This is a genomic window from Hydrogenovibrio crunogenus, from assembly GCF_004786015.1.
In the GTDB taxonomy this organism is placed as follows: Bacteria; Pseudomonadota; Gammaproteobacteria; order Thiomicrospirales; family Thiomicrospiraceae; genus Hydrogenovibrio; species Hydrogenovibrio crunogenus.
In genome coordinates this window covers 1,739,746-1,762,849 of record NZ_CP032096.1, presented here as the reverse complement: position 1 = coordinate 1,762,849, position 23,104 = coordinate 1,739,746, and the positions used below count along the sequence as shown (strand labels likewise).

The 23,104-nt window shown below is 43.1% G+C and carries 21 protein-coding genes and 1 tRNA gene; 11 read left to right on the top strand and 11 right to left on the bottom strand.

Annotated features, from left to right (window positions below; all coding sequences use genetic code 11):
- Nucleotides 1-86: 86 nt before the first annotated feature.
- Together GHNINEIG_RS08430 and GHNINEIG_RS08425 are read right to left on the bottom strand one after the other, a co-directional pair.
- Nucleotides 87-410 (bottom strand): hypothetical protein, encoded by a 324-nt coding sequence (locus GHNINEIG_RS08430; RefSeq protein WP_223260866.1) that lies wholly within the window; start codon nt 408-410, stop codon nt 87-89.
- Between the two features lie 65 nt (nt 411-475).
- The gene (locus GHNINEIG_RS08425) at nt 476-1,549 is read right to left on the bottom strand and encodes a glycosyltransferase family 4 protein (protein ID WP_135796232.1); all 1,074 of its coding nucleotides are present in this window, start codon (nt 1,547-1,549) and stop codon (nt 476-478) included.
- Between the two features lie 204 nt (nt 1,550-1,753).
- Here GHNINEIG_RS08425 and GHNINEIG_RS08420 point away from each other — a divergent pair, with 204 nt between their 5' ends.
- Together GHNINEIG_RS08420 and GHNINEIG_RS08415 are read left to right on the top strand one after the other, a co-directional pair.
- Nucleotides 1,754-2,593, top strand: a complete 840-nt coding sequence (locus tag GHNINEIG_RS08420; protein WP_135796231.1) for a UDP-2,3-diacylglucosamine diphosphatase — start codon at nt 1,754-1,756, stop codon at nt 2,591-2,593.
- A 30-nt stretch (nt 2,594-2,623) separates the two neighbouring features.
- Entirely contained in the window at nt 2,624-3,004 is a 381-nt protein-coding gene (locus tag GHNINEIG_RS08415) for a diacylglycerol kinase (protein ID WP_135796230.1), read from the top strand.
- A 17-nt stretch (nt 3,005-3,021) separates the two neighbouring features.
- On the opposite strand, the gene GHNINEIG_RS08410 is transcribed toward GHNINEIG_RS08415, so the two are convergent.
- The 5 genes from GHNINEIG_RS08410 to mutS all read right to left on the bottom strand — a co-directional run bounded on the left by GHNINEIG_RS08410 (nt 3,022) and on the right by mutS (nt 9,068).
- Complete coding sequence (locus GHNINEIG_RS08410; RefSeq protein WP_135796229.1) at nt 3,022-3,300, bottom strand: peptidylprolyl isomerase; 279 nt, start codon at nt 3,298-3,300, stop codon at nt 3,022-3,024.
- Between the two features lie 74 nt (nt 3,301-3,374).
- Nucleotides 3,375-4,427, bottom strand: coding sequence for a glutathione synthase (gene gshB / locus GHNINEIG_RS08405; RefSeq protein WP_135796228.1), 1,053 nt, complete (start codon nt 4,425-4,427; stop codon nt 3,375-3,377).
- 272 nt (nt 4,428-4,699) lie between these two features.
- Nucleotides 4,700-5,554: a DUF5718 family protein gene (locus tag GHNINEIG_RS08400; RefSeq protein WP_135796227.1), complete on the bottom strand. Its 855-nt coding sequence runs from the start codon at nt 5,552-5,554 to the stop codon at nt 4,700-4,702.
- A 7-nt stretch (nt 5,555-5,561) separates the two neighbouring features.
- Nucleotides 5,562-6,425 (bottom strand): thioredoxin, encoded by an 864-nt coding sequence (trxA, locus tag GHNINEIG_RS08395; RefSeq protein WP_135796226.1) that lies wholly within the window; start codon nt 6,423-6,425, stop codon nt 5,562-5,564.
- Nucleotides 6,426-6,452: 27 nt separating this feature from the next.
- Nucleotides 6,453-9,068 carry a DNA mismatch repair protein MutS gene (gene mutS / locus GHNINEIG_RS08390; protein ID WP_135796225.1) on the bottom strand — a complete coding sequence of 872 codons (2,616 nt, stop codon included), beginning with the start codon at nt 9,066-9,068 and terminating at the stop codon, nt 6,453-6,455.
- Nucleotides 9,069-9,259: 191 nt separating this feature from the next.
- Here mutS and GHNINEIG_RS08385 point away from each other — a divergent pair, with 191 nt between their 5' ends.
- The 8 genes from GHNINEIG_RS08385 (at nt 9,260) to GHNINEIG_RS08350 (ending at nt 17,002) form a co-directional block, all read left to right on the top strand.
- The gene (locus GHNINEIG_RS08385) at nt 9,260-9,760 is read left to right on the top strand and encodes a CinA family protein (protein ID WP_135796224.1); all 501 of its coding nucleotides are present in this window, start codon (nt 9,260-9,262) and stop codon (nt 9,758-9,760) included.
- Nucleotides 9,761-9,992: 232 nt separating this feature from the next.
- Nucleotides 9,993-11,033 carry a recombinase RecA gene (gene recA / locus GHNINEIG_RS08380; RefSeq protein WP_135796223.1) on the top strand — a complete coding sequence of 347 codons (1,041 nt, stop codon included), beginning with the start codon at nt 9,993-9,995 and terminating at the stop codon, nt 11,031-11,033.
- 36 nt (nt 11,034-11,069) lie between these two features.
- Complete coding sequence (locus GHNINEIG_RS08375) at nt 11,070-11,546, top strand: regulatory protein RecX (RefSeq protein WP_135796222.1); 477 nt, start codon at nt 11,070-11,072, stop codon at nt 11,544-11,546.
- Between the two features lie 122 nt (nt 11,547-11,668).
- The gene (gene alaS / locus GHNINEIG_RS08370) at nt 11,669-14,263 is read left to right on the top strand and encodes an alanine--tRNA ligase (RefSeq protein ID WP_135796221.1); all 2,595 of its coding nucleotides are present in this window, start codon (nt 11,669-11,671) and stop codon (nt 14,261-14,263) included.
- 240 nt (nt 14,264-14,503) lie between these two features.
- The gene (locus GHNINEIG_RS08365; RefSeq protein WP_135796220.1) at nt 14,504-15,730 is read left to right on the top strand and encodes an aspartate kinase; all 1,227 of its coding nucleotides are present in this window, start codon (nt 14,504-14,506) and stop codon (nt 15,728-15,730) included.
- Nucleotides 15,731-15,894: 164 nt separating this feature from the next.
- Nucleotides 15,895-16,107, top strand: a complete 213-nt coding sequence (csrA, locus tag GHNINEIG_RS08360) for a carbon storage regulator CsrA (RefSeq protein WP_135796219.1) — start codon at nt 15,895-15,897, stop codon at nt 16,105-16,107.
- A gap of 116 nt (nt 16,108-16,223) precedes the next feature.
- Nucleotides 16,224-16,315 (top strand) — tRNA-Ser (locus GHNINEIG_RS08355).
- A 153-nt stretch (nt 16,316-16,468) separates the two neighbouring features.
- Entirely contained in the window at nt 16,469-17,002 is a 534-nt protein-coding gene (locus GHNINEIG_RS08350; protein ID WP_135796218.1) for a hypothetical protein, read from the top strand.
- A 263-nt stretch (nt 17,003-17,265) separates the two neighbouring features.
- Here GHNINEIG_RS08350 and GHNINEIG_RS08345 read toward each other — a convergent pair whose 3' ends face one another.
- The 4 genes from GHNINEIG_RS08345 to GHNINEIG_RS08330 form a co-directional block, all read right to left on the bottom strand.
- Nucleotides 17,266-17,994, bottom strand: coding sequence for a DUF481 domain-containing protein (locus GHNINEIG_RS08345; protein ID WP_135796217.1), 729 nt, complete (start codon nt 17,992-17,994; stop codon nt 17,266-17,268).
- A 23-nt stretch (nt 17,995-18,017) separates the two neighbouring features.
- Nucleotides 18,018-18,857 carry a mechanosensitive ion channel family protein gene (locus tag GHNINEIG_RS08340; RefSeq protein ID WP_189636861.1) on the bottom strand — a complete coding sequence of 280 codons (840 nt, stop codon included), beginning with the start codon at nt 18,855-18,857 and terminating at the stop codon, nt 18,018-18,020.
- 169 nt (nt 18,858-19,026) lie between these two features.
- Nucleotides 19,027-20,301 (bottom strand): 6-phosphofructokinase, encoded by a 1,275-nt coding sequence (locus GHNINEIG_RS08335; RefSeq protein ID WP_135796216.1) that lies wholly within the window; start codon nt 20,299-20,301, stop codon nt 19,027-19,029.
- Nucleotides 20,302-20,395: 94 nt separating this feature from the next.
- The gene (locus GHNINEIG_RS08330; RefSeq protein WP_135796215.1) at nt 20,396-21,622 is read right to left on the bottom strand and encodes a ribonuclease D; all 1,227 of its coding nucleotides are present in this window, start codon (nt 21,620-21,622) and stop codon (nt 20,396-20,398) included.
- Between the two features lie 71 nt (nt 21,623-21,693).
- Here GHNINEIG_RS08330 and mpl point away from each other — a divergent pair, with 71 nt between their 5' ends.
- A complete protein-coding gene (mpl, locus tag GHNINEIG_RS08325) occupies nt 21,694-23,070 on the top strand; it encodes a UDP-N-acetylmuramate:L-alanyl-gamma-D-glutamyl-meso-diaminopimelate ligase (RefSeq protein WP_135796214.1) in 1,377 nt (458 codons plus the stop codon).
- The last annotated feature ends 34 nt before the right edge of the window (nt 23,071-23,104 follow it).

Below are 23,104 nucleotides of genomic sequence, written 5' to 3'. Positions count from 1 at the left end.
TTTTAAAAAAACAATATGACAGCTTGTTGAAAGCTTTTTGACAGAAAAATCACCAGGCTTCGTTTATGGAGACCTTTCTTTTTAGATTAAAAGGGGAAGATTAAGTCACCAAATCCCCAGATAAAAGTACCTAAAATGACGGTGACATGCGTCATTTGAAATTTTTTACGATGCCATCTTGAGGGGCTTAAATCGGGGATATCATCCTCTGCAGAAATTTGATCCAATTTGGTATAAAGCCGAGCAAGTTCACCATGCAGTAAAGTGTACTCACTCATAACAGCCAATAGCACCACCAGACTGCCAAAACGACTGAACCAGGTGGGGTCAAACAGTAGTCCTAACAAGGCACCGATAAATCCAACGACCCAAGCGGCAACTAACAGAAGTAAGGCTTTATTCTTTGGCATTGTCATCTCTTTAGATAATGGTGAGAGCTTTATTCTAAAGAAATGTCGTACCGTTTTGTAATAATTTAAGTTTCTTTAGTAATGATGGCCAAGTGGTTCAGAAACTGCTGCGTCGCGGCTTGCCAGGTATAGTCGGGAATGGAGTTGGCAATGCTGTTGGGAGTCTTCAATAAACTCGCTTTTTCAATAGCGGTTTTCAAATCGTGATCTAGAACTCCGTTGACACCTTGAGTAATGATGTCTTTTGGCCCTGTTACCGGGAAAGCAGCTACAGGCGTTCCTGAGGCAATCGCTTCTAAGTTAACCACGCCGAAGGTATCCGTCAAAGACGGGAATACAAACACGCTGGCATTGGCGTAATATTCTGCCAGTTCCGATCCTTCTTTTGGGCCAACGAAATCAACATCAGGATAAGTCTTTTTCAGGTTTTCCAGATCGGGGCCTTTTCCTACCACAATTTTTTGTCCAGGAAGCTCAAGGTCTAAAAAGGCCGTGATGTTTTTTTCCGGTGCCACGCGTCCTACATATAAATAGCAAGGTGTTTGCTGTGATTGCTTCTGGTTAAGCGCTCGGTTCGGATTGAATAGTTCAGTATTGACTCCGCGGGTCATTAATACAAGATGAGGAAACCCTTTGCGTTTTAATTCATTCAAGATCGAAGGGGCGGGTACAAACGTGTTATAAGCAGGTCGATGAAACCATTTTAAAATATGGTATATCCAACGAGCTGGGATAGGAAATCGTTCGTGGATATACTCCGGATATTTGGTGTGATAGGCCGTAGTAAAAGGTAGCCGGTTTTTTAAGGCAATGCGCCTGGCTCTCCAGCCTAAAGCGCCTTCTGTGGCAATATGTATTGCGTCTGGATTAAAGCGTGTCATTCGTTTTTCCAAGTCTTTTGCTCGCCATACAAACGGAATTTCAGGGTAGGTGGGTAAGGGCATTGTGGCGTAATCGTTTGGGTGAATGACATCAACTTCAACCCCCGATTTATGCAGTTGTTGAACAAGTTGAGTCAGCGTGGTCACCACCCCATTCATTTGCGGCTGCCAGGCATCAGACACCAGAGTAAGTCGCTGAATACCTCTGGCATTTAATGAACTTGTTTGTTGAGTGTTTTGGTTGTGCGTATTGATCATAAAGCCACTTTTAAGAATCGTTGAATTAGTATGTTGATGGACGATTGCATTTCCTTTTACCGTAATGTGAGTATTTGAATGTAAGATGAATAAAATATGAAAAATACTTTATTTTCAGTCATTTAATTGTCACTAAAGCGTCATTTTTAAATAGATCGGCCTCGCTAAACTTGCCCAGAATTATCAAAAGTAGATGGGTTGTTTATGAAAGAGATGCCTTTGTCAAGCATGCCAGACTGGATGGAGAATATAGAAACTGATGATTTAATTGTTGCAGAAAACAATCATCAAACCTCTCACTATCGCAGTATTTTTATTTCCGATGTCCATTTAGGGTCGCGTGGTGCCAAAGCCGATTTCTTATCGGAATTTTTAAAATACAATCAATGTGAAAAACTGTATCTGGTGGGCGATATTATTGATGGCTGGCGTCTGAAAAAACGAATCTATTGGCCACAGGAACATACCAATGTGATCCGTCGCATTCTCACCAAAGCCAAGCGTGGCACGGAAGTGGTGTTTGTGACAGGAAATCATGATGATTTTCTGCGCCGTTATTCAGGGGTCGATTTTGGTAATATCTTGTTAACCGACGAAGCCGTGCATCAAACGGTTACTGGAGATAGCATTCTGGTGATTCACGGCGATAAATATGACAGTGTCATTCAAACCCAAAAATGGCTCGCGGTAATTGGGGACTGGGGGTACGAAAGTCTGGTTGTTTTGAATCGTTATTTCAACCGTATTCGACATAAGTGTGGTTTGGGCTATTGGTCTTTATCAGCATTTATTAAACAAAAGGTCAAATCGGCAGTTTCTTTCATTACCGCCTATGAAGAGGTCGTGGTGCAAGACTGTAAAAAACGAGGCTATAAGGGCGTGATCTGTGGTCATATCCATCATCCAGAAATTCGTGATATTGAAGGGATTGAATACTTAAATTGCGGTGATTGGGTCGAGTCTTGCACTGCCATTGTCGAAACTCAGGACGGTGATATGAAATTATTGCAATGGGTCGAAATTGGTCACCAGACGAACTCTTGATAGGGTTGATAATTGATTAAGGAGTATTGAATGAAACCTGGTCACAGGGGATTGGTTCGAATTTTTAAAGCCGCGGGCTATTCATGGCAAGGTATAAAAGCGTGTTATCAAAATGAAGCAGCCTTTCGCCAGGAGCTTTTATTATTGTTGGTACTAACGCCAGTAGCCATGTGGCTGTCGAATGAAGCGATTGAATTTATTCTGCTCATTGGGTCGGTCATTTTATTACTGGTGGTGGAATTATTGAATACAGCGATTGAAATGGTGGTGGATCGGCATGGTCAGGAGTGGCATGAACTTTCTGGACTGGCGAAAGATATGGGGTCTGCCGCTGTTTTTGTGATGATGGGATTTTGTTTACTGGTATGGGGAACTTTAATTCTGTCTCATTTACACTGGAGTTTATTTTAAAAGGGGGTCCCCCCAGGTTATTTTCGGTCGGTAATCCAAATTAAGTGGTAGCCAAACTGAGTTGGTATCGGTCCGTGTACTTCACCAATGGTTTCATTAAAGACGATTTGATCAAATTCGGGTACCATTTTTCCGGGACCAAAAATACCTAAGTCGCCACCCACTCGTCCGGAAGGGCATAAAGAATACTCTCTGGCAAGTTGGTCAAACGTTTCAAAATCGTTGATCTGTTGTTTGAGTGCCAGGCATTCCGCTTCGGTTTCCACGAGGATATGGCGTGCTTTTGCTTTTGTCATTGAGGTTCCCAAATCTAATGCAATTCAAGCCTCATGCCGGTTAAAAAATAACCAGGCCTGGGCAAAAATGACTGTTATTCCTCACCGTAAGTTTCAGCGTGTCTGAATTCACTGATACGTTTTAATAGGAATTCCAGCTCGGCATGTTTTTCTTCTTTTTCATTCACTTTTTCTTCGATAAAGTCGACGACATTTTTATGAAGCTTAACTTTGTTCAAGGCATTCACATTCGTAATCCCCCCTGGATTCAATACGTTTACTTCCAGGATTTTGTCGCCAATCATGTCGACACCGACAAAATATAATCCGTCCGCTGCCAGCTTGGGGCCGATTTTTCGACAAATCGCCATTTGAGAGTCGGTCATTTTATATTTGTGAGCGGTGCCACCAATCTGAATGTTGGCCCGCACGTCGCCTTCTGGAGGCTTACGATTATAAGCACCAATGAACTTACCATTCAGCATTAAAACTCGAACGTCGCCTTCTTCTGCGCCTTCAATATACTCTTGAACAATCACATAACTTTTATTCTGGCTGTCGATATAGAAGTCCAGAATCGAGTTGATACTGGTTTGAGCATTTTTTTCCAATACAATCACGCCATGCCCGCCAGAGGCATTTAACGGTTTTAGAATGACCTTGTCCCCAGGCATGTCATCAATGCGTTGGCGAATATATTCCTTGCTTTTAGAAACATGGGTAATCGGTAAAAAGTTGTTATTCGGATCATTGAATGTCGTGGTGTATAGTTTGTTGTTCGCTTTACGCATTCCGTCCACATCATTGATGATGACCACTTCATTTTTAACCGAATCCAAGAAGTTGAACACCATTGGATCAATTGGTGGATCACGACGAAACATAATGCAATCCAAGCCGTGTAGCGGCATCATTTTTTGTTCGAATTTTACTTTCTTGTAAAACTGTAAGATATTGTCTGGAATTTTTTCCATTGGCAAAATACGTTTCACATAACCATGAGTGACATTGTTGCGAACGGTTAGATTGCTCGGATAAAGAATCGAAACCTTATGACCGCGTTCTAAACATTCTTTAATAATGCGTAATGTTGAATTTTTGGCTGGGGTAATTGTTTCCCATTCTTCAAAAATGAAACCAAGATTCATAAAAATGTCCTTACAGTTAGGTTAAGTCTGAACTTGAAAAGGTTCGACTTGATTGAAAATGATTCGCCTTTTTGCCAAAAAGCTGTTTTGTGGTGGTTGGATAAAAGCCGGTTGCCCCGTGCATTTCCGACAAGTTTTGTTTTGTTTCTTAATGATGGATTTTGACGGCTTTTAATTGAAATGTAAACCTTAATTTTGGGAAAATGACATGCAAACGTTTATAGAGAACGTTTGCATGTCATTACTTTGAAAAACAAAAGCTTAGGTGTGGTTTAGTCTTCAGAAACCGACTGGATGAGGGCAGAACCTGAAAAATTTTCAGGAATTTTTTCGGGGTGCTGAAATAAATTCGGAATGTCGGACGCCTTGTGATGAGATTGGTCATAAACAAAGATACCGATTTGGTCATCCGCTTTCAAAAAACCGGTTTCTCCAAATTCGGTATAACGGGTGGCGCCTAACGTGACAATCAACTGTTCCGGATAATTTGCTTCTTTTAACAAGTCAGTGAGATTTTCCAGCGGGCCAAAATCTGATTGTGAGTTCAAGGTTTTGACAATCCACTGAGAAAGTTTCTGATAAAAGTAGTTATAGCCGAGAACCGGACTGTCGACCCCGTATTGTTTGATTTCATCCCCACGTTTCAAATAGGACGCAATATGGTAGTTGTCTAAAATACCCCCTTTTTCAAAACGATCAATTTCAATCCATTGGTTAGACAAGCCTGTGCATGCTTCCCCCCAGTTTTTTTTCTGACTGATTTTTTTGGCATTCGGACGTCGAATAGAACAGTCGTTAAAGGCGGAAAACGCTTTTGCTTCCACTTGGGTGACCTGTTTTTGCTCGTTGTAAGACACATCGAACAAAACACAAATTTCCGGTTCCATCTGCAAGTTAATGGGGTGCGAGAAATCTGCCTGAATGGTTTGGTTGGAAAGTGGATAAGTCCCTAAAAATGTTGGATTGCCCGGGATGTAGATGGGAAACATGCCTTTGGGCGCATTCTCTTCTTCAGTCTGAATGTCGACAAAATCAGCGTCTTCTCCTGCCTGACCTAAATGCTCGGCAAAGTTACCGGCAATACCAAAAACGGGAAGGGCTTGGAGTTGTTGTTGCGTAAGGGTCATGGGGCTCCTAAAAAAGTAAGTTCTGTAATTGTCGACGGTAGGTGTTTACCAGTTCAGGGCGCTCATCTTGTAACATTTCAAACGTTTCAATCAAGGTCTTTTTCGCCACACCATCTTGATAGTCGGGCGCCACTGAGAAGAGTTTGAGTAAACAGCTCATCGCTTTGTCGGGATGATTGTGTAGCATCAGATACCCCGAAAGATGATAAAGTGCTTCTGCATTGTTCGGGTCGTTCTGTAACGTTTTTTGTACGGTTTCAATGTCATCTGCGTTTGCCACAATTTGCGTAAATTTAAATAACGCTTGTAAAGATTTTCCTTCCTTTGATTGTTTGGCTTCATCCGGTAATTTTTCCATTAAGGCTTCGGCCTTGTCCAAATGCCCGCTTTGGAAGTACATTTTCGCCAAGTCTAAATGAATGCGGAAGTTATTTGGGTTGGCTTGAGATGCATCTCCCAGTAATTTGATTGCCTGATCATACTCACCCGCATTAAATGCTTGTTGCGCTTGCTGTCTTAAATCTTCAGACAAGTCTGGTTTTAAGTAAGGCTCTAACGCTTCTCTGAAAGCAGAAGCGGTTTGTGCGCCTTGAAGTTCCTGAACCATTTGGCCTTGGTGGAAAATTTTAAAACTTGGGATGCTGCGAATCTGGTATTTGTTCGCCAGCTCTTGTTGTTCCTCAGTATTCACTTTTGCCAGGATGAATCGTCCAGCAAGGTCATGCGCGAGTTTTTCCAGCATCGGCATGACTTGTTTACAAGGCCCACACCATGGGGCCCAGAAATCAACCAGAACGGGAACATGCATGGAGTTGTTTAATACCATTTCGTCAAAATTGTCCTGAGTGACATCGATAATCATTGCTTCCATTTTGTTTATCCTTAGGTTGTTATTCTGTTATTCGGATGCGTTTTTAACTGTATTAGTGACTTCATACAATTTTTCAAGCGCTTGCCTCGGGGTTAAATCGTCAACAGATAAAGTTTTCAGATCTGCCAGCATCTTTTCTAAAGCTTCCGGTAAAGCGGGTTGGGCGAATAGGTCAAACTGCTGTACCGGCTCTTCTGTTGAAGAGGCTGTACCAGAGGGTTGTTGCTGTGTCGCGGTTTGATTTTCTAAACGATGCAGGTGTGTTTTAGCTTTTTCAATCACGGTTGCCGGCACACCCGCCAAAGCCGCTACCTGTAATCCGTAACTTTGAGAAGCCGGACCTTCTTCGACTTGGTGCATAAAGACAATTTTATCTTGATGCTCTATGGCACTGAGATGGATGTTGACTGTATTGTTGAACTGCTCTACCAGTGTCGTGAGCTCAAAGTAATGGGTGGCAAACAGACAATAGCCCTGAATGCTTTGTGCTATCTGTTCAGCAATGGCCCAAGCGAGTGCCAGTCCGTCAAAGGTCGAGGTGCCCCGTCCGACTTCGTCCATCAGAATTAAAGATTCCGGCGAGGCATGGTGAAGAATGTTTGCGGTTTCTGTCATTTCCACCATAAAAGTGGAACGTCCCGACGTCAGATCATCTGAAGCACCGATTCGCGTGAAAATACGATCTATCGGCCCAAGCGTTGCGGATTCAGCAGGCACAAAACTTCCCATGTACGCCATAATCGCAATCAAAGCGGTTTGGCGCATAAAAGTTGATTTCCCCCCCATGTTGGGCCCGGTGATAATTTGTAGACGGCGCTGTTCATCAAAACAGGTGTCGTTCGGAATAAAGGGTTGATTTGATAACGCTTCCACAGTTAAGTGTCGACCCTGTTTGATATCAATGCCAGGTTCCGCGCTTAAAGTCGGACGTGTTAAGTTTAGGTTAATGGCTTGGCGGGCTAAAGATACCAGCACATCTGTTTCGGCCAGTGCCGCTGCGGTGCGTTGTAGTACTTGTAAATCTTGATTTAAGCGTTCCAATAATTGTTGGTACAACCACTTTTCGCGAGCCAGTGCTTTTTCGTTCGCACTGAGCACTTTATCTTCGAATTCTTTCAGCTCGGGGGTGATATAACGTTCTTGTGCTTTTAAGGTTTGGCGTCGGACGTAATCTGCCGGCACTTTATCCGATTGTAGTTTACTGACTTCGATGTAGTAGCCATGCACTCGGTTGTAGCCCACTTTTAAAGTGGTAATGCCTGTGCGTTCTTTTTCTCGTGCTTCCAATGCCAGTAAATAATCTCCGGCTTGGTTTTTAAGGTTACGGAGTTCATCCAGTTCGCTGTCATATCCTTCGGCAAAAACGCCGCCATCTCGCATTAACATCGGGGGAGAGTCAACCAATGCTGTTTCCAGCTGACTCGCCAGTTCGGGGTATAGGCTAAGTTGTTTAGACAAATGCTGCCATTTATCGGCTGTTTGTTGCTTCAATAAGGCTTGAAGTTCAGGAAGTTGGTTTAAAGATCGCCCTAAATGCAAGATGTCACGAGGTCGAGCAGAATATAAAGACACCCGGCTTAGAATGCGCTCCAAATCTCCAATGGGTTTTAAGGCGTCCCGAAATGCTTCGTGACTATGTTGCTCGATGATGTCTTCAATCGCATTGAAACGATCATCGAGAATGTCTCGATTACGTAAAGGTTGGTTGAGCCAACGGTTCATCAAGCGACTGCCCATTGCTGTGGTCGCATTGTCTAAAATGGAAAACAGGGTATGGTTTTTACCACCGGTCAGATTGGTGTCGAGCTCTAGGTTACGTCGGCTCATGGCATCCAGTGCCAGCGCATCATCGGTTTGATAAGTTTGTAGGCTGAATACATGGGCCAGCGTATTTTGTAGCATGGCTTGAGCATAATGCAGAATGACGCCAGCGGCGCTAATCACTGCTGGAAGTTGGTCGCAACCGAAGGCCACTAAATCCTGTGTACCGAAATGATCAATCAAGCGTTTGCGACAGCTGTCTTTTTCGAAGTGCCAGCTGGGATAATCGACCAGGCCTGGTCGGTTTTGGATGCTTTCAGGCAGGTTTTGTTTAAAGAGAGGGTCGTCCGGTAAGATGATCTCAGCCGGTTTGAGCCTTTCTACCTCGGCACTTAATTGTGAAGGGGATGGCAACAAGGTGGCTTCAAAGCGGCCACTGGCAACGTCCAGTGTCGCCAGGCCATACTCGTCTGCCTGTTGGAAAATGGCCGCGAGTAAGTTTTCAGACTTGTCTTCTAATAACGCGTCCTCTACTAAGGTTCCCGGTGTGATGACACGCACCACTTTGCGTTCTACCGGGCCTTTTGATGTCGACGGATCTCCAATTTGTTCACAAATCGCAACCGATTGCCCAAGCTTTACCAACTTAGCCAAATAGCCTTCAGCAGAATGATGGGGAATGCCGGCCATGGGAATGGGGTTACCGCCAGATTTACCGCGCGCTGTGAGTGTGATTTCCAATAACTCAGAGGCTTTGACGGCATCTTCATAAAAGAGCTCATAAAAATCCCCCATTCGATAAAACAATAATTGATTTGGATAATCTGCTTTAACAGCAAGGTATTGCTGCATCATGGGAGTGTGCTTGATTGTGTCAGCCATATTGCTCTTTGTTGATGAATTCGGTTTAAGGGTGGACCGTTGATGGTCCGGATACGATTATTTCAAACAGTTCATTTTAACGGAAAAACACTTCTTTTATATCAGATTATGCTTTTTAACCTCTGTAAAAAATGTGCAAAAAAAGGTATGCTAATCGATAAAGTAAATTCTATCAATAAGGAGCCTTCTCCATGGTGAGCCGTTCTAGTCTCGAATCTTTGGTTGCAGAAGTCGGGAATGCGTTAAAACAACATAATAAACTGATTGTAACGGCGGAATCGTGTACAGGGGGCTTGATTGCGGAAGCTTTGACCAGTGTGGCAGGCAGCACGGCTTGGTTTGATCGCGCTTACATTACTTATAGTTATGAATCCAAACGGGAAATGCTCGGCGTGCATGAAACTACGATTCAGCACAAAGGGGCGGTCAGTCAGGAGTGTGTTGAAGAAATGGTGATTGGCGCGCTTCAAGAGTCTCATGCCACCGTGAGTGTAGCTTGTAGTGGGATTGCAGGCCCTGGCGGCGGTACACCGGACAAACCTGTAGGCACGGTGTGGATTTCATGGGCGGTGCAAGGTCACGATGAAGTGGTTTCCAAACTCTATCATTTTGATGGGGATCGTAATGCGGTGCGTCTGGCATGTACGGTAGAAGCTTTGAAAGGGGTTTTATCCATTTTAGAAGAAGTCTAAAGTCTAAGATAAAGCTTGATAATATCGATATAAAAAAGATGTCAAATAGTCCTATTTATGGGATAATCATTGCCCAATAAATTTTGAACCTTTGTGTTTGTTTTTGATCAAAAATTAAGGTTTTTGAAAAAGCAAAGCAAAGGTTTTTTAATGTGGTTTTTCAGCGAAGGTGTCAATACTTAATCTTGAATTAAAGTTGTCGCCCTAAAGATAACAGGAACGGTGAACAGGAATGGATGAGAATAAAAAGAAAGCGCTTGAAGCGGCTTTAGGTCAAATTGAAAAGCAGTTTGGTAAAGGTTCCATCATGCGAATGGGTGATCAAGGTGCCGTTCGCGATATTGATTCTGTTTCGACTGGTTCTTTAGGGTTAGACGTGGCATTGGGTATTGGCGGGTTACCGCGTGGCCGTGTGGTTGAGATTTACGGCCCAGAATCTTCCGGTAAAACGACGCTGACTTTGCATGCCATTGCAGAAATGCAAAAAATGGGCGGCACAGCAGCTTTTGTGGATGCCGAGCATGCGTTAGACCCGATTTATGCAGAAAAACTTGGGGTGGACATTGATAATCTCTTGGTCTCTCAACCTGATACGGGAGAACAGGCACTGGAAATCACCGATTCTTTAGTGCGCTCCGGTGCGGTGGATATCGTCATCGTGGATTCGGTTGCCGCTTTAACACCGAAAGCGGAAATTGAAGGTGATATGGGTGATTCTCATATGGGGTTGCAAGCCCGTTTAATGTCGCAAGCCTTGCGAAAGCTAACGGCTAACATCAAGCGTACCAATACCTTGGTGATCTTCATTAACCAGATTCGTATGAAAATCGGCGTGATGTTTGGAAACCCTGAAACCACAACGGGTGGGAATGCATTGAAATTCTACTCTTCCGTTCGTTTGGACATTCGTCGTATAGGGGCGATTAAAAAGGGTGATGAAATTCTTGGAAATGAAACACGCGTTAAAGTGGTTAAAAACAAGGTTTCTCCACCGTTTAAACAGGTTGAGTTTGATATTTTATACGGCCAAGGGATTTCTCGTGAAGGCGAAGTGATTGACTTGGGTGTGAAGGAGAAACTGATTGAAAAAGCCGGTGCTTGGTATAGTTATCAAGGTCAAAAAATTGGTCAAGGTAAAGACAATGTGCGTCAGTTCTTGAAAGATAATCCTGACATTTATGAAACCCTTCAGGTTCAGATTAAAGAGCGCTTGATGCCGAAGCCGAATGCGGCTAAAGATTCTGAAGCCTTAGACGAAACCGGCACGGACTAAACCGAACGTGACTCTTCTCATTTGAAGAGAGACCGAATGGAAAGCGAGCAAGACATTCGCCAGGCGTTGGCGCAACAATTGGAAAGCAGGGCCGTTTATCTGCTGTCGATGCGTGAGCATGGCCGAAAAGAGTTGGCGAATAAGTTGATTCAAAAGATCGCAGGAGTTGAAGATTACCCAGGCCTGGTCGATTTTGTGCTCGATAAGTGTGCTGAAAATAACTGGTTGTCGGATGAACGCTATATCGAAACTTATGTTCGACAAGCCATGGAAAAAGGTCAAGGGCCTTATAAAATTCGACAGACGTTACGGCAACGAACCCATCGTGAGGATTTGATTGAAGCCTATTTGGCGATGGAGGATTCGGATTGGGCTGATTTGGCAAAAGAAGCCTTACTGAAAAAATATGGAGAGTCAGCTCATTCATTAGAACGAAAAGAGCAGGCCAGAAGAATGCGGTTTCTTCAATCACGTGGTTTTAGTCAATCACAGATATGGAAAGCGTTGAATTAAACACAATAATAAGATTGCACTCTGAGCGTAGACAAATAAGATCATAATAATCACGTTGGCGCAATCTTGAAGCTCATTAGAGCACGACACTATTTTAGATTTAGACCCTTAGGAAACTTAATATGACCAGTGCAGAACTCAGAAAAGCATTTTTAGACTTTTTTGTTAAGCAAGGCCATACAGCTGTGCATTCAAGCCCAGTCGTGCCAGGAAATGACCCAACGTTACTGTTTACTAACGCAGGAATGGTTCAGTTTAAAGAAACCTTTCTAGGTCAGGAAACCCGAGAATATAAACGTGCAACCAGTGTGCAACGTTGTATCCGTGCGGGTGGAAAACACAATGATTTGGAAAACGTGGGGTATACCGCCCGTCACCATACTTTCTTTGAAATGTTAGGTAACTTCAGCTTTGGGGATTACTTTAAGCGTGAAGCCATTCAGTACGCCTGGAAATTTTTGACTGAAGAACTCGGTCTGCCCGAAGAAAAACTTTGGATTACCGTGTTTGAAGAAGACCAAGAAGCAGAAGATATCTGGTTGAAAGAAATGGGTGTCAGTGCCGAGCGCTTTTCTCGTTGTGGTGCCAAAGACAATTTCTGGTCGATGGGTGATACCGGACCTTGTGGGCCGTGTTCTGAAATTTTTTATGACCACGGTGCTGATGTGGCGGGTGGTCCTCCTGGATCCCCAGACGAAGATGGCGATCGCTATATCGAGATCTGGAACCTGGTTTTCATGCAATTCGATCGTTCGGAAGATGGCACTTTAACGCCGCTACCAAAGCCCTCTGTGGATACTGGCATGGGATTGGAACGCTTAGCTGCGGTCATGCAAAATCAGCATAATAACTATGACATTGATTTATTCCAAGCCATTGTTAAAAAAGCCTCTGCGCTGACTGGAGAAAAAGATTTAAGTAACAGTTCTTTACGCGTCATTGCAGACCACATCCGTTCTTGTGCCTTTATGATTGTGGATGGTGTGTTGCCTTCCAATGAAGGACGAGGCTATGTGTTACGTCGTATCATTCGTCGTGCCATCCGTCATGGTTATAAGTTAGGACAAACTGATATCTTCTTCTATCAGTTGGTGCCGACATTGGTAGAACAAATGGGGGATGCTTATCCTGAGTTAGTCAAGGAACAAGCTAACGTTGAGCGTGCCTTAAAGTTAGAAGAAGAACGTTTTGCGGAAACGCTTGAAAACGGCATGAAGATTCTGGAAGAAGACATCGCTCAGTTAAGCGGTTCTGTGATCAGTGGTTCAACGGCATTCAAGCTGTACGATACTTATGGCTTTCCACTCGACTTAACGGCTGACGTGGCACGTGAACGTAATTTAAGTGTTGACGAGTCTGGCTTTGAGCAGGAAATGGAAGCGCAAAGAGCCAGAGCGCGTTCGGCTAGCAACTTTGGTGCTCAGAGCAAAAATAAAGTGGATTACACAGGAACTACTCACTTTATTGGTTATGAGCAGGATGAAGCTGAAGCGGAGATTGCAGCTATTTTTGTTGATAACGTTTCAGTGGATAAGGCTTCAGAAGGTCAAGAAGCGATTGTGATTTTGAATCAAACGCCGTTTTATGCCGAATCAGGTGGTCAGGTAGGTGATCAGGGCAGCCTGACCGAAGGCATGAATAGTTTTCATGTGGATAACTGTCAAAAGCAAGGCGCCGCTTTTCTGCATATTGGTAAGGTGACGGCAGGTTCTATTTCGGTAGGGCAAACGATACTTGCACATATTGATGTGAAAGCCCGTCGTGCTTCCGAGCGTAACCATTCCGCAACGCATTTATTGCATGCTGCATTAAGAACGGTGTTAGGGACGCATGTAGGACAGAAAGGGTCGTTGGTACAGCCAGAAAGATTGCGGTTCGATTTTTCACACTTTGAACCGATTTCTGCCGAGCAATTACTTGAAATTGAACAGTTGGTGAACCATAACATCATGCTGAATGCTCAGGTGATGATGGAAGAAATGGATATTGAAGCCGCCAAAGCCAAAGGTGCGATGGCATTGTTTGGTGAAAAGTATGGCGATGTGGTCCGAGTAGTGGATATGGGCGACTTTTCCATCGAGTTATGTGGTGGAACGCATGTGAATTGGACAGGTGAGATCGGTCCTTTCCGTATCACTTCCGAAAGCGGGATTGCTTCCGGAGTGCGTCGTATCGAAGCGGTTACGGGCGAAGCAGCCTGGCAAACGATTTATGACATGGAAAAAAGTTTGTTAAACATTGCGGCCAACCTCAAAACCGATAAACCACAAGTTGAATCGAAAGTGGTTCAATTAGTGACAGAACAAAAAGAGCTTGAAAAGCAGTTAAAGCAATTGCAATCTAAATTGGCTTCTTCTCAAGGTGGTGATTTGGCCAGTTCCGTAACAGAAGTGAATGGGGTGAACGTGCTGGCTGCCGAGTTAGAAGGAGCGGACGTGAATACGCTTCGTGAAACCCTTGATAAGTTAAGAGATAAGCTTGAACCGGCTGCCATCGTGCTTGCCGCCGTGGATGGTGAGAAGGTATCTTTGGTCGCGGGTGTCAGTAAGTCCATTACTGGAAAAGTGAAAGCTGGAGAGTTGGTGAACCATGTGGCACAACAAGTCGGTGGAAAAGGGGGCGGACGCCCTGATATGGCACAAGCCGGCGGCAAAGATCCGAGTAAATTAAAAGAAGCTTTGGCTTCAGTAAAAGAGTGGGTTGCAACAGTCGCTTAATGGTCATGTATGTTTCTTTAGTAAGAGACAATATGATTTAATTTATCGAGGTTGAGACCTTTGGTTTAATATAAGAAACCTGATACATATAAAAGAGACCAGAAGCAGTTTTGCTTGACCGTCAAAAACCGCTCAATAGCTTAGCTGTTGCGCGGTTTTTTAGCTAAAGTCATTCTTCTTTTTGATCATTTATTTGAAATAGGGTTTTAAAATGGTTTCGTTAAGAAGGCATCATTATAAATGGCATTAATTGTTCAAAAATATGGCGGTACCTCAGTTGGTAACGTCGAGCGCATCCAAAATGTCGCCGATAAAGTCGCAAAATTTATTGATGAAGGGCATCAGATTGTCGTCACTCTGTCTGCAATGAGTGGTGAAACAAATCGTTTAACAGCACTTGCAAAAGAAGTACAGGATCAACCGTCACGTCGTGAGATGGATGTGTTGTTAACGACAGGTGAGCAAGTAACGATTGCATTGTTAAGTATGGCATTGCAACAAAAAGGTTATGACGCCATCTCTTATACCGGGTGGCAGGTTCCCATCAAAACTAATGAAATTCACTCCAAAGCACGAATTGAAGAAATTGATTCCGATAAAATTCGAAACCAACTGACCCAAGGAAAGGTTGTAGTGGTTGCTGGGTTTCAAGGCGTAACGCCTGAGGGTGATATTACCACGTTGGGGCGTGGAGGGTCGGATACGACAGCCGTTGCCTTAGCAGCCGCTTTAAAAGCGGATGAGTGCCAGATTTATACCGATGTCGATGGCGTTTATACAACCGATCCTCGTGTTGTGCCTGAAGCAAAACGATTAGATGTTGTGACATTTGATGAAATGCTTGAGCTGGCTAGCTTGGGAGCCAAGGTACTGCAAATTCGTTCTGTTGAATTTGCCAGTAAATATAAAGTGCCTTTAAGAGTGCTTTCATCAATGAAAGAAGGGGGTGGGACGCTTCTCATCTCAGAAGAAGATTTTGAGGATTTAGACATGGAAAAACCATTAATTTCAGGGATTGCATTTAGCCGAGATGAAGCAAAGCTAATGATTTTGGGTGTACCCGATAAGCCAGGAGTCGCTTATCAAATTCTAGGACCAGTTTCAGATGCAAATATTGAAATTGATATGATTATCCAAAACCAAAGTGTTGATGGCACCACTGATTTTACGTTTACGGTTGCTCGTGGAGACTTGAATGCAGCCCAGAAAATTCTGGAAAAAACAGCTGAGTCATTAGGTGCAAGAGAAGTTCTTTGCGATGACACGATCGTGAAAATTTCAATGGTCGGTGTCGGCATGAAATCGCATTCCGGCATTGCCAGCACCATGTTTAAAACATTGGCAGATCATAATATTAATATTCAAATGATTGGTACCACAGAAATTAAAATCTCAGTGGTGATAGAAGAATCTTATTTAGAAGAAGCGGTTCAGGCGCTTCACGCCGCATTTGAATTAGATAAATAAAAATTTATTGCGTTTATGAAAACCCGGCTATGCCGGGTTTTTTTATGTCTGAGGTTTAAAAAATAAACCTTATTTCTGTTAATAGAATTAATTGAGATTAATGAAACTTGGGGTGTGATAAAATTAAGCTATAATATTTATAAACACATAAAAAAGGATTGAGCATGTTGGTATTAACACGTCGAGCTGGCGAGACGTTGATGATTGGTGATGATATTAAACTGACTGTAGTGGGGATTAAAAGCGGTCAGGTTCGGCTTGGCATAGAAGCACCGAAAGATGTTCAGATCCAGCGAGAAGAATTGCTTCTGAAAAGTGAAAAAGCTGAAAACAAGGCTGATGAGCCGTCAGGGATTGAGATTGTCAGCGCAGATTAGTTTTTCGATTTAAAAAAACGAAATCAATCGGCTTTCTATGTTTACAACCTCTCTAAATCAAGGTATCATACGCGCCACATTAGCACATTAAGGCAGTCTGCTTTGATTTACTATACGGTGAAGTGGCCGAGAGGCTGAAGGCGCTCCCCTGCTAAGGGAGTATAGGGTTTATCCCCTATCGAGGGTTCGAATCCCTCCTTCACCGCCATTCATTACATATTCTTGAATATATAAAACCTTTCTGACCCCGGTATTCCGAAAACGTACACGAACATTCTGAAAAGTTACTGAATGGTTCCATTTATTACTGACACAAGTATAATTCTTTATCAGATGACAATCCCGATGGGGTTTAAGCAATATGATTCGAATTATTAATAAAATTCAAGCATCAAGAAAACTTAGAGTGGCTCAGAATGAGATTGAAGATTTCATTGATCTGGTCGGAGACTTATCCATGAATGATATTAACGACATGCGTTTTTGGTCTGCCAAGATTAGAAAAACGTTGAGCCTTAAAAGTGAATGTATTGAAAAGCTATATAAACATCCCTTGGATGAGTTGAATTTTTCTATGTCGGTCAAGTTGATCAATACCTTTCTGAGAAGGAATAGTATTAAGCAGGATCTAGAAAAGTTATATGGAACAAGGCTGTTGCTTAATAGTGTCTACGCATTGCATTATCTTTCATTGAGAGAAAAAGGCGTGGAAATATGGGAAATGGTAGATAAAGCGCTTCACTATAAAGCTCATTTTTATCAATCCAAAATCAATCAAGGCTATGAGTTGACTGATGATTTTATATCCTTAATGATTCCTCCAGATGTTTTAATGACTCAAGTTATTGATTATAATGAGTTATTTAATATGAATACTATCGGGAAGAGTGATTAAGACTCACTTTTTTTGCTCAAACTACTTATGCACATAATATAGAATTTTGTTGTTGAAATTCATTAGTTAATTTCATTAAACCGTCTTTCATCGCCATTCTTGTTTTTTTTGATTCCTCTCAAAATAATGTTTTCAATTTGCTAGTTTAATCAGATTGGTCTGATAGAAGATGATTGGTGCCGAAAAGAGAAGAAGGGGAGTATTTATATAAAAAAACCGAGGAGACCTCGGTTTTAGTAACGGTAAAGTCTACAGGTCGAGTCTTAAAAGTCGTAGACAAGTGTGATGAGCGTTTCCGTGTCTTCTTTTTTCTTACCGTCAGCAGGGTTGTCGTTAAAGCGATACTTAAAGGTTGCTTTCATGCTCAAGTTACCGTTTAGCTTAACTTTTAACCCAGTGTTGGTTTCATAGTGGGTTTGTCTTTCACCCGCATAAGCCGCGGCATCTTGTAAGAAACGAACATTGGAGTTAAAACCATATTCAAAGTTACCGTACAGTTTACCAATCGTTTGTGAAAAGTCTTTATCGGTGCTTTCTTTGATATAGTCAGTTGATTGATTACCGATACCCGCTTCAGCTGTCAGAATTAAATCTTTTTCTTGAATAAAGTTATACCCTAAACCGACTAACAAGTATGTGTTTAAATTGATGGATGCGAAACGATCATTCTCTGCACGAAATTGACCAAATCCATAAGCATCTTGATAGTCTGAAAAGAATTTATTGCCTTGGAAATCCCCAACATAACGCTCTTGGGTGCGGACATTATTTTCTTTTTTATTTTGCGCTTCGATAAGGCCTTTAAGTTTATAGGTTTTTTGCGTGTAGCTCGATTTTAGCGATGCAAACAACGCTTCTGTATCCGTGTTACCGGTTGTGTTTGAATAACCGGCTTCCCCAGAACCACTCAGTCCGAGTTCCTGTGGCTTGGCAATACTTTGTTGAGCTGTAAGAGCGGATGTAAGTGCGACAAGGATAAATCTTTTTTTCATTAATACACCTATTGTTGTTTTCTTTATTTTGAATTTGATTCGTTGGAAAGTTGAGTCATGTGAACATCCATTTGAGGGTAAGGGATGTTGATGTCAGCGTCATCAAACGCTTGTTTGACCTTTTCATTCATATCCCATTTAAGAGCCCAGTAATCGGAAGCCTTGACCCAAGGTCTGACAATAAAGTTCAGACTGGATTCTCCCAATTCAGACAAAGCAATAACCGGTTCAGGTTCTTTTAGAACGCGGTCATCTGCTTCAATTAATTGCTGTAAGATTTTTTTGGCTTGCTGAATGTCATCATCGTAACCAATACCAAATTCCATATCGACACGTCGAGTGTCTTTGGCTGAATAATTGGTAATCGTTCCTTGGTATATTTTGCCATTTGGAATGATCACCTCTTTATTGTCACCAGTGCGGAACTGCGAACTGAAAATACCAATATTCTCAACAATGCCTGCTGTACCGGCGGCTTCGACATAGTTGCCTATCTTAAATGGCTTGAAAATAATTAACATGACCCCTGCAGCAAAGTTCTGCAAAGAATCTTTCAATGCCAGCCCAACCGCCAGTCCCGCTGCAGCAAGTAGTGCGACAAGAGAAGTGGTATCAACGCCCAGTTGGCTTAGAGAAGCGATAATGACAAACAATAACAATAACGCATTCAGGATGGACAGGATGAAGTTGACGAGCATGGCATCCATATGGGACTTATTCAGCAATGTTTTGGTACCTTTGCTGATTAGCTTGGACACAAAGCGTCCTATGATGAAGGTGATAATGGCTAAAAAGAGATTCGTTCCCCAGTCAACCACAAATGTTTCCCAAAATGTCGTCATGTCAAAGCTGTCAAAATTCATAAGAACCCTTCACTTAATGCGTTATGTTTTATTTTTACAGAAGATAGTGTAATGGATACCATGCCAATATGAACAGAAATTGTCTGCATCAACCCGTTTTTACCCCATAAAAAGCAGGGGGTTGTGACAGGGGAAAAACAGCCAGGCCTGGCTGTTTTTTATTGGTGACTTATTTGATGGCTTTATAAGCCGAAAGCATAGGAGAGACTAAGTCAAAATGAATCGGCGCGATATCTGGTAAGCCGTTATAGAATTTGACCGGCCTTTCACCTTTGATTAGCGGTTGAAGGTAATCAATAGCCTCTTGTGTAATGTCCATGCCATCATCGGTTAAAAAGGCATCCGGCACGCGTTTTTCTAACTCGGCAACTTGATACAAATCTACATTCTGATAACGCCATTCGAGCGGTGAATGGCTGGTGACGTCAATGGTGGGTAGGACGCCATGATGTCCATCTAAAGCCGCTTGAACGGCTGCTTTCCCCGCGCGATAAGCCATTTCCCAGTCAGTCTCCGAGACCATATGGCTCGCTGAGCGTTGCAAGTAGTCCGGTACCGCGCTGTGGGTTTTACAATTGAAAGTATTCGCCACTAAGCCTGATAAAGAGTGGGCAACGCCTCCCAGTTGGGTGTAGTCATTGTGTTGGGTGTGTTCGATGTTTTCAATGGAAATGTAGTTGCCATCAGCATCAGTCAGACCTTCTGAAACAATACAGACGCAATATCCTTGTGTTTCAATTAAGGTTTCGACGCGCTCAAGAAACGCCTTTTGATCAAATGCGCGCTCGGCAGGTAACACAATGAGGGGAACGTCTGGTAACACGGTTTTGATCAACCCGCCGGCAATGGTGAGCCAGCCTGTGTTTCGTCCCATCGCTTCTAAAACAAAAAACTTTGTTGAGGTGTTGTGCATGGAAAATAAATCCATAGTGGCTTCCAGTAGGCTTGTGGCAATATATTTTGCCGCACTGCCAAAGCCTGGGCTGCAGTGTGATAAGGCCAAATCATTGTCAATGGTTTTCGCGACCCCAATACAGGTAACAGGGTGCCCATGATCGGAACAATAATCGGCAACCTTTTGAGCTGTAAGCATAGAACCATTCCCACCATTATAAAAAAAGTAACCGATGTCATAGGCGCGGAAGACTTCTAAGACGCGCTCATACTGTGCTGGGTTTTCATCAATGGTGTCTAGGTCAAAGCGGCAGGCCTGAAAAGCTGCACCAGGTTGTGTTTTTAAACGATTGAGGGCGGCTTCATCAAGCTCTGATGTGTCGACCATGCGTTCTTCAAGCACACCGACAATGCCGTTGATCGCAGCGTAGGTTTTTCCAAAGGTTTCAGGGTGATGCCTGGTCATTTCGATTACGCCGGCTGCGCTTGCATTAATGACTGCTGTGACACCGCCTGCTTGAGCATAAATCACATTTTTAGGGTGTGACATGGTTTAAATAATCCTTTTGAGTGGCTTTAATGCGTCGGGTTGAAAAAATTCAACTGATGGTGACTGAAACGAATAGGCTAGATTATAAGAGATATTAATAGGCGTTTGGGGTGAAAGTTTCTTGAACTAACTTTCCTTGCTTACAGCTTAAAAGCATCTGGTTCTGTAAAAACTGAGTAAAGGGTTTGCCCAGTAATAATCCGCGCCAACCAACTAACGTAAAGCTACTTGACTGAATCATCTTTAAAAGGTCGGATTTGTTGGCAATATTGTTTGGATTGACGTTGTAGTCAATGGCAATTTGTTGAATGAGCGCAAACCCAATAGAAATTAAAACCTCATCTTGTGGCGTGGCGGGTGCAGAAGAGACCGTCGGTTTTGGCCAATCATCTGGCGACTCAAAGACTTCGTCAATTAACGCAACCCATTCTGCCCCGTAATTTTTTACAGAAGAGGCTTTGATGTGAGGGACTTTGTAAAGTGCTTCGGGGGTTTTCGGTGGGCGTTTTGCGATGGCAACCAATACCTCATCCGACATGACCCAGCGTTTTGGTTTGTTGTGTTCAATCGCAAATTGCTCACGCCATTCCGCCAGTTTGTACGCAATGGCTTTGTTTTTACGGGAAAGTTTTTTGGTGGCTTTGATTTTTTTACCAGCAGATTTGACATCGATTTTATATAAGTCTTCATTCAAAAGAGCTTGAAAGTCTTCTTCTAAAGCTGTTTGCTGTTGTTCTGTCAATTCAGTTTGTAGCTTTTCGTAGAGCGGTGCCAAATAACGGACATCATTGATGGCATATTCCAATTGTTTGCAGGTGAGAGGACGTTGTCGCCAGTTGGTTCGTGTCTGGTCTTTTTCCAAAGTAAAGTTGAGCTCTGCCTTAACCACTCTAGCCAGGCCTGCCAAATCGCCATGTTGTAAGAATAAGCAGGCGATTTGGGTATCATAAATTGAGGTCGGCATTTGACCAGAGACTTGATACAATACTTCTATGTCTTGACGCGCTGAGTGGAAGACTTTTCGGATATTCGGGTTGCTGATAATCGACCATAAAGCCGTTAAATCTTCGATTGCCAATGGGTCAATAATCGCGGCTTGGCCATCGTGGGTTTGAATTTGAATTAAGCTGAGAATAGAAAAATAGGTATCTGTTCGAACAAATTCAGTATCGAGGGCAATCCATGGGCAAGTCTTAAGCTGCTCGCAAAAGGCGTCTAAATCGGCTTGTTGGTCAATTATTTTATAATCCATAGCCGGAAGTTTAAGGGCTTGTTTGTGTTTGAGCAAGCAAAACTCATTGGCTTTTGAAGAAATCTTCAATAAGATACGCTTTAGTTGAAAAAAAGAATACAAAAGTAGCACATTATGAGTGCTGATTTAAAGGACTGTCGTTGAAAATTCATATCTTAGGTATTGCGGGTACTTTCATGGGGGGAATCGCGCAGCTTGCCAAATCAATGGGCGTGAATGTCAGCGGATCTGATACGGCCATCTATCCTCCCATGAGCACACAGCTTGAACAAGCAGGCATTCCCGTTTCAACTTATGAAGAGGCTTTTCTCTCACAAACGCCCGATGTGGTTGTGATTGGCAACACTTTAAGCCGAGGCCATGCCGCGGTTGAAGCAACCTTGAACGCACAACAGGTTTATACCTCGGGCCCTCAGTGGTTGGCAGAAAATATTTTAAAAGATCGTTGGGTGGTGGCTGTTGCTGGCACACACGGTAAAACGACGACCGCTTCAATGGTGGCCTGGATTTTAGAGCATGCTGGTTTGCAGCCCGGTTTTTTGATTGGAGGCGTTCCGGAAAACTTTGGGGTATCAGCTCGATTGGGAGCCTCCCCATTTTTTGTGGTCGAAGCCGATGAGTATGACACCGCCTTTTTCGATAAACGTTCTAAGTTTGTGCATTATCACCCTCGTACTTGTGTGCTGAATAATTTAGAGTTTGATCATGCCGATATTTTTGATGACTTGGCAGCCATTCAAAGGCAGTTTCACCATTTGGTTAGAACGGTGCCTGGCAATGGCTTAATTATTCAGCCATCCGATGAAACGAATATTGATGAAGTCATTCAGCAAGGCTGTTGGACACCGCTGGAAGCGCAGGGTAGCCAGTCGACACAGGCCGATTGGACTTATCAACTGTTATCAGATGATGGTACCGCCTATGAAGTCTATTATCAGGGGCAGTTCAGGGGGAAGGTTCATTGGTCCATGACCGGACTGCATAATGTCCGTAATGGATTGAGTGCGATTGCTGCTGCTCAGCATTGCGGGGTTCCGGTGGAAGAAGCAATTCAAGGGTTGTGTACTTTTGAAGGTGTGCGTCGAAGAATGACACAAGTTGGTACCGTCAATGACATTGTGGTTTATGATGATTTTGCACATCACCCCACTGCAATTCAAATGACCTTGTCGGGGATGAAGTCGCAATTAAAAGCGCAGTCGACGACGGGACGATTGATTGCCGTGTTTGAACCGCGCTCCAACACCATGCGAATGGGGGTTCATCAGAACACGTTACCGGCAGCCTTTGATGAGGCCGATGCTGTTTATGCCTTTATTGACCCTGATTGGAACTGGACAATGCCAATGGATCTTTTTAAAGTTCCCGTCAAGGTCGCCGATAACTATGATGATTTGCTTGATCGATTGGTGGAAGAACTTTTACCGGAAGATACAGTCGTGATTATGAGCAATGGTAGTTTTGGTGGCATACACCAGCGACTATTAACCGCTTTACAGCAAAAAATTTCGGTTTAATGTGCTTTATTGACAATGAGGCGAGAAGCTGACC